Origin of the sequence: Marinobacter salexigens, from assembly GCF_018860765.1 — a bacterium.
In the GTDB taxonomy this organism is placed as follows: Bacteria; Pseudomonadota; Gammaproteobacteria; order Pseudomonadales; family Oleiphilaceae; genus Marinobacter; species Marinobacter salexigens_A.
In genome coordinates, this window is record NZ_JAHKPV010000004.1 from 1 (window position 1) to 7,694 (window position 7,694).

Annotated in this window: 13 protein-coding genes; 1 reads left to right on the forward strand and 12 read right to left on the reverse strand. The window is 46.9% G+C overall.

All coding sequences use genetic code 11. The features are described 5' to 3' along the window. The 5 genes from KO508_RS05470 to KO508_RS05490 form a co-directional block, all read right to left on the reverse strand. Positions 1-414 (reverse strand): transposase (locus KO508_RS05470; protein WP_216007357.1); only part of this gene is annotated, 414 nt, incomplete at its 3' end. A gap of 148 nt (positions 415-562) precedes the next feature. Continuing rightward, on the reverse strand, positions 563-955 hold the full coding sequence (locus KO508_RS05475; protein WP_216007358.1) for a hypothetical protein: 393 nt from the start codon (positions 953-955) through the stop codon (positions 563-565). Between the two features lie 941 nt (positions 956-1,896). After that, positions 1,897-2,217 carry a nucleotidyltransferase domain-containing protein gene (locus KO508_RS19035; protein WP_354668009.1) on the reverse strand — a complete coding sequence of 107 codons (321 nt, stop codon included), beginning with the start codon at positions 2,215-2,217 and terminating at the stop codon, positions 1,897-1,899. Continuing rightward, positions 2,150-2,560, reverse strand: coding sequence for a hypothetical protein (locus KO508_RS05485; RefSeq protein WP_216007368.1), 411 nt, complete (start codon positions 2,558-2,560; stop codon positions 2,150-2,152). The genes KO508_RS19035 and KO508_RS05485 overlap by 68 nt, the downstream gene beginning before the upstream one ends. After that, positions 2,557-3,225, reverse strand: a complete 669-nt coding sequence (locus tag KO508_RS05490; protein WP_216007360.1) for an HNH endonuclease signature motif containing protein — start codon at positions 3,223-3,225, stop codon at positions 2,557-2,559. Before KO508_RS05490 ends, KO508_RS05485 begins: the two co-directional genes overlap by 4 nt. Before the next feature lie 251 nt (positions 3,226-3,476). Here KO508_RS05490 and KO508_RS05495 point away from each other — a divergent pair, with 251 nt between their 5' ends. After that, entirely contained in the window at positions 3,477-3,728 is a 252-nt protein-coding gene (locus tag KO508_RS05495; RefSeq protein WP_216007361.1) for a hypothetical protein, read from the forward strand. On the opposite strand, the gene KO508_RS05500 is transcribed toward KO508_RS05495, so the two are convergent. The 7 genes from KO508_RS05500 to KO508_RS05530 form a co-directional block, all read right to left on the reverse strand. Next, a complete protein-coding gene (locus KO508_RS05500) occupies positions 3,719-4,144 on the reverse strand; it encodes an N-acetyltransferase (RefSeq protein ID WP_200367434.1) in 426 nt (141 codons plus the stop codon). The genes KO508_RS05495 and KO508_RS05500 overlap by 10 nt on opposite strands. 102 nt (positions 4,145-4,246) lie before the next feature. Next, positions 4,247-4,531: a hypothetical protein gene (locus tag KO508_RS05505; protein ID WP_216007362.1), complete on the reverse strand. Its 285-nt coding sequence runs from the start codon at positions 4,529-4,531 to the stop codon at positions 4,247-4,249. A gap of 117 nt (positions 4,532-4,648) precedes the next feature. Next, on the reverse strand, positions 4,649-4,897 hold the full coding sequence (locus KO508_RS05510) for a hypothetical protein (RefSeq protein ID WP_216007363.1): 249 nt from the start codon (positions 4,895-4,897) through the stop codon (positions 4,649-4,651). A gap of 100 nt (positions 4,898-4,997) precedes the next feature. Further along, positions 4,998-5,456, reverse strand: coding sequence for a hypothetical protein (locus KO508_RS05515; protein ID WP_216007364.1), 459 nt, complete (start codon positions 5,454-5,456; stop codon positions 4,998-5,000). Beyond that, entirely contained in the window at positions 5,449-6,393 is a 945-nt protein-coding gene (locus KO508_RS05520; RefSeq protein ID WP_216007365.1) for a hypothetical protein, read from the reverse strand. Before KO508_RS05520 ends, KO508_RS05515 begins: the two co-directional genes overlap by 8 nt. 76 nt (positions 6,394-6,469) lie before the next feature. Beyond that, positions 6,470-6,829: a VOC family protein gene (locus KO508_RS05525; protein WP_216007366.1), complete on the reverse strand. Its 360-nt coding sequence runs from the start codon at positions 6,827-6,829 to the stop codon at positions 6,470-6,472. A gap of 534 nt (positions 6,830-7,363) precedes the next feature. Next, complete coding sequence (locus tag KO508_RS05530) at positions 7,364-7,654, reverse strand: hypothetical protein (RefSeq protein WP_216007367.1); 291 nt, start codon at positions 7,652-7,654, stop codon at positions 7,364-7,366. Positions 7,655-7,694 lie beyond the last annotated feature (40 nt).

The following is a 7,694-nucleotide window of genomic DNA, read 5'->3' on the forward strand; positions in this document are numbered from 1 at the left end:
CAGTTCGTTGCCCAGTAGGCCTTGTTCGTGACACACCAACAACACCTGCTCGAACAGTTCTTCAATCTCATCGGCATGAAGACTGACGAACTTGGCCAAGGTGGTGAAGTGGGGAACGGTATCGCAGGACAGGGCTTTAAAGATGATGTTGGTCTCACAGCACCACTGGATCTCGCGGCTGGAAGTGATGCCCTTGGAGTAAGCAAACAGAATGATTTTCAGGAGAATGGCGGGGTCGTAGGCCGTGCGGCCTGTATCGTCATTGCGGTACTTGGGGTGAAACACCGACAGATCCAGCTTGTGCTCAATCAGGTAATGAACGGCGTGTTCAAACGTGCCGGGCTGAAGCTGTTCCTGATAGTTGATCACGACCATGGCATCCTGGTCGTAGTTGTAGTGCTTGAAACGAGGCATGCCGACGGCTCCTTGTCTGTTTGCTCAATGCTACCAAAAACCATCCGTTTTGGGGTTTTTATACAGCCTCAACGCTTTGCGCAGCGGCCGATTTGTGGAGCGTAGCGGAACAAAACGGTCCGACTGACGCTACTTGTTAACAGGAGCATTATTCGTGGATGAAGTAGATATCTGTTTCTTCTCCGTCATCCACCATGGGGACCTCAATCTCTTCGAGGGATTCTAGTACTGACTCGAATTCCTTGAGCTCCATCTGAATACCACACGCAGCTTCATATCGCTTTTTCAGCTCGCCTCTTGATACTGTGATTTTATCGATGCTCAAAAGGCGTTCTTCGCGGAGCACTTTTGCCAAGCTGAAAACCTGTTGAGATGGCAATTCTGCTTCACTTTTATGCCAACAGAAATCCTGGAATTCCTCTGGGTCATCGAGCTCGTAGAGAACGGTACCTGAAATATAATTTTCAGTTTCAAGTCCCCAGTTAATCCTTTCGGCTCCCAGTGCCCCAAGAAACTGGGCCAAAAAGGACTTTCTAGTCATGCTTCCATTCCTGTTAACGCTTAGGTAACCGGCGCCGGAGCGCAGCGGAGGGAACCAAAAGCGGTACGCTTTTGGTGTCCGGTTGACCGCTTGGTTAAGTGTGTTTAGTCCATTTCCCATTGTTCGAGATCCGCCACCGGATTGGGTAGTCTACCCTCCAACCACGTAGCACAAGTTCCTGGCTTGAACTCAGGATCGTGACACTCGATTACCCAAGATAAAAATTCCTCAGGCCCGCCATTCATGTATGGCGGCGGAGACACGGGATGGAAAGAAGTTGGCAGCCTCTCATTTACTGAGAGGTAGTTGAGCACATGCCCGAACTCTTGCACCGTTTGCCACGCCAACTTATGACCAACATCGATAGTGAACTTTACCCACCATCGGCCATCATCCTCAGACCTGTACCCTATTGATCCATCGATTGCCGGGACCTGCTGGAGGAATTCAGTAAGCTTTGAAAATGCTCGATCATCCATTGGATACACTTAACGCCTGCATAAACGGCGCCCGACTAGGGCGTCCGGTGGAGGGCCATCGGCCCGGAACGTATTTAATGCATTGGTTAGAAGCCGGTCACCCGATGGTTTCCGGTCCACACCAAAACGTCCATGCGTACTCCAAAAAAACCAAGCACTGGCTCGCGGTCCGGCACCGATACAAACCACCAACTTACCCGGCCTACTCAGAACTTTCGGCGAACAGCCCCACAACCTGGGCACGTTGCCGATAACCCGTAAAAACCAATGCCGGCTACCAAATTGGATGCGGAGTTCGATGGCCTTGGCCGTTACCGAAAGTTTAAATATTTACTCCAGATTTTCCGCCAAGGCCCATGCACCCAACCACCAAAAAATCACTAGAGCCTTGGCTTATAACGCTTGGCTTTGCGGCGCACCGAAGCGCCAGCGTAGGTGCGTCCGACAACAGCCACTTGTTAATCATTGATGGCGCCATAAAGGCACCAACTCAGCCATATCTCTCAACGGCTGGGACTCAAATTCTGAAAGTGATAAAAACGTAATATCAATCGGAACGTCTGTGGAAATTTCTTTGAAGTGAAGGTTACGTAGTACATGATAATAGAGTTCCAGAGCATCATCAGAGTTATCTCGGCAGACGACCAATAGATCTATATCGGAATACGAGTTACTTCCTCGAAAAAAGGAGCCGAATCCATACACTGCCAGTAAGTTACTCTTCCCGGATAAACATGACTCTATTTCCGTCTTCATCTTTTTTATAATATGACCAAAATTCATTTTTCCAAAGTGCGCCACTAATCTCACCTGAAACGTAAATACCTATATTTGAATCAACGCAAAATTCCTTCGCTTCCGATGTATAGCCGTTCCAATTTCCGCCTATGTAAATGATATTCACTCCTTCAAATTCATTTAAAACTCGCGAAACCATAGTCTGGCCCATGGTATATTTATTTAGACAAACTATCCTAATCGAATCTTTTTGGTTTTTCCGTTTGACGTCAAAAACAATATCTTGGCTTCGCTCGAAATCTTCAACATTACCATGCGAATCGAGCAAACTTGAAAACCAGGTAATCTGGCTGTAGGGCACGTTCCAGTTATTACTTCCGTTGTTCATAAACCAAAAGCCTTTGCAAAACTTTGAGGGAATGTTACGTAGTGATCCAACCTAGTATATTGATTCTGCTCAAAAGATTTAGCATGATTTTTGAAGTTTATAAATTCTTGGTAGTCAGCGGCGTCTATCAGGCTAGAGTTATTTTCAATTATGTTGATGATTTTATTGTTATTTGGAATCACAGTGTCTAATTTTCGTAAGTTCCAAATTCTATGAGCATTCGAGCCAAGATCATTCTGGGCCGGGATGGATTCCGGACCGTATTCCATCCAGATACTGCGATTCTCAATTAATAGCCTTGAAACCGCTTCTACAAGCTCATTACGATCAGAGAATCGGAGCTCAGAAGCTTGAGCTCTGATCGTGTCTTCATGCTGCTTTTTCCAAGCATGAAGTTGCTCGACCGTGTACGTTCCATCTGGTGATTTATCAATGTGGCGATGACAAGTGGGGCAAAGCAAAATCAGATTGTCATAAGAGTCACTCCCGCCCGCACCCGCTCCTCTCGGGCCTTTTGCACTCTTGGCGATAATGTGAGCCATTTCTCCCACATTGTAGTTTCCCTGCTCAACCAAGCTGGTTAAGTCAGCTTTGCAAGTGGGATTAGAGCAGATGCCTGCGGCTCTTCCCCATAGCATTTTGGTGTCCGGGTCTGAAATTGCCAAACCTTCCTCCGTTTGGTTGATTAACGCTTAGCTTAGCGGCGCCCTTGTAATGGAGGCGAAGCCGCAATGTAAAGGGCGTCCGGCGGCCATCGGCCGCGTACTACAGCGACTAGTTAAAAGCCGATTCACCCGATGGTTTTCGATCCAACCCGCAGCTGGCATGCGAACACCAAAGAAACCCCGCACCTACTCGCGATCCGCCACCGATTCAAACCACCAAGCTACCCGCCCCGATCAGGATTTGCGACGAATTGCCCCACAACCTGGGCACACTGCCGATAACCCGAAAGAAGCCAAAGCTGGCTTCCAGAATACACAACGATTTGGCTGGCCTTGGCCACGACGCGAAACCAGAAACGACCACCCGATTTGCCGCCAAGGCCCATGCACCCAGCCATCAAAAAACTACGGAGGCCTTGGCTTATAACGCCAAGCACAGCGGCGTGAGTTTACGAGCGTCCGGCGGCCAACGGCCGCATACTGCTGCGCCTTGTTACGAGTGATACTCCATGATGAGCTCAGGGTGCCCGGTATGCTCATCGATTTGCTCTCCAAGTACAGTGAATCCGTGTTTCTCATAGAACTTGATGCTAGGAGTATTTTCTTTGTAAACAGTGAGCTGCAACTTCTCTCGCCGGTTCTTCGCATCATCAATCAGGACTGAGCCCAACCCTTGGCCCTGTGATTTTGGTGTAACAAAGATCGCAGCGAGATTACTCTCATAGAGGCTATAGAACCCTGCAACTTCTCCCTGGGCTTCATACACAAGCGTCTCCGATGCCGGGATGTATACATCACGCATCTCGCTAATCTTCGTCTTCCAAAATGCAGATTCGATGAAATCATGGGCTTTAATCGATGCAGATAGCCAGATTGCCAAGATTTGATCAATATCGGCTTCCCGATAATCGCGAATCATTTGTTTACTCCCTAGTACTCGTAACGCCGATGATAAGCGGCGCCCGACTAGGGCGTCCGGTGGAGGCCGCAGGCCGGAACGAACTTAATTGACTGGTTAAATTCACTCTGACTGATTGCCATAGAGCCTTGCCCCGTAAACAATGTGCAGGTAGAAGAGAAGCGGCACAAAAATGATAAACGCCAAACCAACGATCCCCTGGTGCTCTAGGGATTGTCGATAGGTCGGTTTGATAGCTCCGAGGGAAGCTACGTAAAAAACAAACCTAGATACTGTAATGAAGGGCCAAGCCACAATCAGAAAAAGTATCCACAACACTGAAACAACAACAAAAGCTTGAGCAAGCGACTCCAGCGTGCTGACGAATCCCGAACCACTGTCTTGCATAGGCTCCCTTGAATTTAACGCCAATATTCAGCGGCGACCTTTACGCAGCGAAGCGGAGAAAAGGGCGTCCGGTGGAGGCCCTTCAGGGCCGGAACGAACTGGAATGACTGGTTATATTTAATCATCATCCACAGCCTGAAGAATCTGATGGGCAAGTTCTCTAGCCTGCTCTTTATTCAGCGAGACCGGGAGCGCTTGGTAGGAAAGCAGGCCCTTGGCAACGACCTTTAAACCAACGCCGCTCTCTCCATTATCAAGTGCTAATTGCACAATATCGATTCGCTGCTTGAGCGGTCCCTTTCGTAAAGCTTCAATCCCCGCCAACTTGGCGACTTTACGTCCTCTGTAAAGGCTGAACACGCCCATGACCTCTCCCTAGAAAATATAACGCCAACAGCATGCGCGGCTGCGGAATGGTGGCAAAGCCACCATGGAGTAGCCGTCGCCGTGCCTGTGATTGTTAGGGTTATTTATCATGTTTACGGTTAAACTCCATATTTAATAAAAGCTGGCCTACTACATTCCTAACAAACGTATATACGTTTACTATGCCAATTAACAACACCCACACCGTAAATACCAAAAAAAAGACATTACTAGACTTTGATGCGACTAGTAGAAGTATGAAGAGCAAGGCGTATATGGCGACGGCAACGATATATGCTGTTAAATAGACTGTAAAAGCCCCCTTTTCATAGAGCCATTTCGAAAACGGAGTATCCGACTTTGAATAGAATGTCCAGAGAAACGCAACCGAAGCAGCAAACATAACACTGGAAAAATATGCCGCGATGTCCTTAGCCACCGGTTTTAAGAAGTTAGCAATTTGTGCGGCATCGTAAAACAACAGAAGAAACCCTAAAGCCAATGTCGCAAGCAAGGCTTCAGATGCATAACTCCAAGCTATCAAAAATGACTTATTCATTATCGGCTTGGGGGTCTAGTGGATGTATTCTGTCTATTTCTTTTGCAATTTCGAAAAGCGCTTTTTTCGTTTCCTTTGCCTTCGCATTAGCGTTCAAGCCTCTCACAAACTGCTTTAAGGAGTTGATAGCTCCTCTTGAAGCATTAGACCCTGATATAACCTTCTCAAAATCATCGTTACGATACCCCTCCATCTGCACATCGCCAGTTTTATAACCTTGCTGCGCCAAGACTGCGGTAGCAAATGGGCGAGCATTCTCTTCTTTAGAAAGCCCTCCTGGATTTTTCATATCCTGAGTGTACTCCCGAACATTGCTCGCTTTTAAATCGTCGAAGAGGTTTTGCGTATAGCGAGTCAGCTCTGGATTGGGTATCCGCAAAGTTGCCTTAATTCTTGTTATTCTGTCGAAACTTTTGAAAAGTCCAATTATTTCATGTTTCTCTGGAACAGGCTCAAGTTTTATGGTAGATGCTTTTCCTAGCGATAGCGAAACGTCGTCAAATATTTTCTCGATGTGATCTTTCCAAGATACTTGTGATAACTCCCCGGAATGCTCAACTGCCACCAAGTGTCTTTTTAAATCAAAAAACACTATCATTGTAGAAGCTAGCGGTGGATTCGATGCAGAAGAACCTTCTGATATCCCATCATCAGTAACAATAAGTCCGTCTTTTTCCAAAATAGATCGCGCAAGAACAGCTGATAGCATTCTCCTATCAGGGATTAAGTCTTTGTAGTCGCTAAAGTATCTTAAACTCCATTTGAACTTTGCAGTATATGTTTCTTGTTCTTTATCAAACTCAGAAGAGCAAGCAATTTCAAGTAACTTGACAATATCCTCATCACTTCTAATGAGAGAGGACTGATCAGGCATAAACAGATCAATTAGATCCACAATGTTTAGCCGAAAAAGATCAAAATTAAATTTCCTTGCCACAAAGTACTCCTAGCCTGTGTTTATCCCTAACGCTGAACGAAGCGGCGCGTCTCACGCGTCCGTCTTCCGTGGCTTGTTATGCATTGGGCTCTGACCAGACGGCATATTCATTGCCATTAGGATCAGTAAAATGAAAGCGTCGGCCACCCGGGAAAGAGAAAATATCTTTGACGATCTTTCCGCCAGACAACTCTACTGTCTCGAGACTTGCTTCCAAATTGGTGCTGAAAAGGACAACCAAAACACTTCCATTGTCGGTTGTGGCGACCTTGTCTGACTTGAAGAACCCGCCATCCAATCCCGCGTTCTCGATCGCTATATACTCAGGACCGTAGTCTACAAACGACCACCCAAATGCATCACCAAAGAATCTTTTTGTGACCTCAAGGTCTCTAGATGGTATCTCAACATAGTTGATTTTCCCGGTCTCTTTCACAGCTTCCTCCTTGATGCATAACGCTTTGCACAGGGGCAACAATGACAGTGGCCGGCTCTTTGGCCGCTTTTGTTGTTGTCCCTTGCTGCTACTGGTTAGGGGTTTAATTCACTTCGGATTTTACTATGTTATTCCGAAGTCGCTCATTCCCCCAACCCGTTATTTATTTAACTTCGGACATTAATACTCTCTCCGAAGGCTCGTATTCCACTAATACGCTTTAAACTATATTCCGCTTTATCCATTTTGCACGAAGAACTGAGCGAAGAAATTTAAACTTACAACTCAATCCTTAATGTGGGATGCCCCACAACCTAAGCGGATATTTACAAAATAGCACGGAGTTTAACTTTTGCTTTGACGAGGGTTAACTCATGCCGTTTTGCTTAACTGCGGCGTACCCTTTTTGACGCTAAGGCTACCATTACCCTCTACAGTCATGACCCCTAACGCTTGCAGCATGCGCGCCCATGGAATGGAGCCAAAGGCGCAATGTAATGGGCGTCGCCGTGCCTGCACTGGTTATGTGATGTTTCAGGATGCATCGGCTGTGTTTTTACTCATTAGCTCACCTACGCTTTCTACAGTCGTCCAAATAAGTAGGCCAACCCCCGCACCCAGATGCCACGGGGAAAGAATTACAGCGCTAATCAAGATGAAGGCTAAGGGGAGAACTGGAAGCTTCATAACCCCTGAGGCAAGGTTCATGACCAAGTTCACAACAGCCAAAGCCACACCAATCCAGAACAGCCAGAATATGTCCGAGAACCAGCCTATAGCACCGGCCAAAGGCCCGGAAAGCGTAAACAAAATGAATGGATTCATGCTTCCTTGCTCCTACACATAACGCTGATGGTAACCGGCG

Excerpts from the sequence above, each read along its gene's own strand:
- KO508_RS05475 (WP_216007358.1), bottom strand. The coding sequence starts at position 955 with ATGACTAGAAAGTCCTTTTTGGCCCAGTTTCTTGGGGCACTGGGAGCC.
- KO508_RS19035 (WP_354668009.1), bottom strand. The coding sequence starts at position 2,217 with ATGAATTTTGGTCATATTATAAAAAAGATGAAGACGGAAATAGAGTCA.
- KO508_RS05485 (WP_216007368.1), bottom strand. The coding sequence starts at position 2,560 with ATGAACAACGGAAGTAATAACTGGAACGTGCCCTACAGCCAGATTACC.
- KO508_RS05500 (WP_200367434.1), bottom strand. The coding sequence starts at position 4,144 with ATGATTCGCGATTATCGGGAAGCCGATATTGATCAAATCTTGGCAATC.
- KO508_RS05505 (WP_216007362.1), bottom strand. The coding sequence starts at position 4,531 with ATGCAAGACAGTGGTTCGGGATTCGTCAGCACGCTGGAGTCGCTTGCT.
- KO508_RS05510 (WP_216007363.1), bottom strand. The coding sequence starts at position 4,897 with ATGGGCGTGTTCAGCCTTTACAGAGGACGTAAAGTCGCCAAGTTGGCG.
- KO508_RS05515 (WP_216007364.1), bottom strand. The coding sequence starts at position 5,456 with ATGAATAAGTCATTTTTGATAGCTTGGAGTTATGCATCTGAAGCCTTG.
- KO508_RS05530 (WP_216007367.1), bottom strand. The coding sequence starts at position 7,654 with ATGAATCCATTCATTTTGTTTACGCTTTCCGGGCCTTTGGCCGGTGCT.